General features: G+C 43.9%; 3 protein-coding genes. All 3 read right to left on the bottom strand.

The window, feature by feature from the left end; all coding sequences use genetic code 11:
• Window positions 1-462: DHH family phosphoesterase (locus B4K20_RS06515; RefSeq protein ID WP_289282311.1), on the bottom strand; the 462-nt coding region annotated here is incomplete at its 3' end.
• Entirely contained in the window at window positions 459-1391 is a 933-nt protein-coding gene (locus tag B4K20_RS06510) for a hypothetical protein (protein ID WP_289282310.1), read from the bottom strand. The genes B4K20_RS06515 and B4K20_RS06510, both read right to left, overlap by 4 nt.
• Complete coding sequence (locus B4K20_RS17020) at window positions 1384-1476, bottom strand: HdaA/DnaA family protein (RefSeq protein WP_414683368.1); 93 nt, start codon at window positions 1474-1476, stop codon at window positions 1384-1386. Before B4K20_RS17020 ends, B4K20_RS06510 begins: the two co-directional genes overlap by 8 nt.
• Between the last annotated feature and the right edge of the window lie 3 nt (window positions 1477-1479).

The following is a 1479-nucleotide window of genomic DNA, read 5'->3' as shown; positions in this document are numbered from 1 at the left end:
GCCACGTTGATGCGCCGCTTTTACCCCTGATATGGATGCGATGCCATTATCGACAGTGACAAGTAAGTCAGGCTGTTCCAGCGCTGGAATATCATCAAGTAAAGCCGGCGTCAGCCCGTAACCATGGATAAAGCGATTAGGGACGATATAATGAATCTGTTTCAACCCCATTGACTGTAAACCACGTATCGCCAAAGCACAGCTAGTGGCACCGTCACTATCAAAGTCAGCCACAATCGTGACTTTCCATTGTTCTTTTAACGCCGTTGCTAATAATTCAACCGCCGCCTGCATACCAAGCAGTTGTTCTGGCCTAGGTAAGTCAGCCAGTTCAAAATATAACTGCTTCACATCAGTAATCCCGCGTGCGGCCATGATTTTTCGCAAACTGTCTGGCCATGTCTCAGGGAGCTTTTCCCAGCCATCATGAGACCGCTTAACAATGTCAGGCAATACACTCATAACCAGATTTTCCAGACAGATGCAGCGGTTAACTGGTAATGTCCCCAGCCCGGAATAATGATATTGATGCTATCGAGTTGAAAACGTTTCAATGCTTTATAGATAGGTGTAAACCAATTTTTATCAAGTGCTTCCAATTGCGAAGCCCAATCTTTATCTGAATCAAAGTTCACGAGATGAAGCGCCTGATTTGCCTGAATATTAGAAAAATCATGAATATCATCTCGCCATGTCGAACCACTATGGTCACTTAAAGACGCCAGTATTTCATCCTGACCAGACACATGTGACCAAGCCTGCCACTCAGTAGGCATGGCACCCTTCCCCCAGAACCAGACACTATTGACCGGCACTTTGCCTTCAGCTTCTCTAGTTTGATTCACCGGACAATCAAATAGCGCCATCTGAATCTCATTCCATAAACGGATCCATAAACCCGCATCAGCACCACGAGGTAAAAACTCAACCACCGCATGATGGTCCACCCTATCAAGCCCCATAAATTCAACATCTGGATTGATAGGCATCGTCAGTAACCATTGATTGGGGGAATGCATAGTCAGAGACCCACCTAAATCATCAAAGAGATATGCAATAGTATCAATAAGTTGCTCAGCTTCAGTTGGCTTAAGCGTTAAGCCTCGATGAAATAATAACAGCTGATCTCTATCGGCCTGCAAATAACATGGATCTACACAGAGACTGAACGCTGTTCCGCCTCTTAAGCTAGCCATTGGAAAGTCATCACAACGCATTGTTTCTTTTGAAAACAATGCTATTAAGCGCTGCATCAATTTATCTTCAGACGCGATAAATTGGCCTCTTTTTATCAGTTTTCTTAACGACTGGGGTAAAAGAGATTGATTTAATGGATTGGCGACAATGGCCGAGAATTCAGTAAGAATTAACGTCAGTGTTTGCCTAGCCATTCGCCAAAACTTGTCGAATAAATGGAATAGTCAGCTTCCGTTTTGCTTGTAATGATGCTTTATCTAACTCTTGTAAAACCGCCATAAG

The organism is Methylophaga sp. UBA5088 (genome assembly GCF_002414625.1).
GTDB classification, from domain to species: domain Bacteria; phylum Pseudomonadota; class Gammaproteobacteria; order Nitrosococcales; family Methylophagaceae; genus Methylophaga; species Methylophaga marina.
This window is presented reverse-complemented; position numbering and strand designations above follow the sequence as displayed.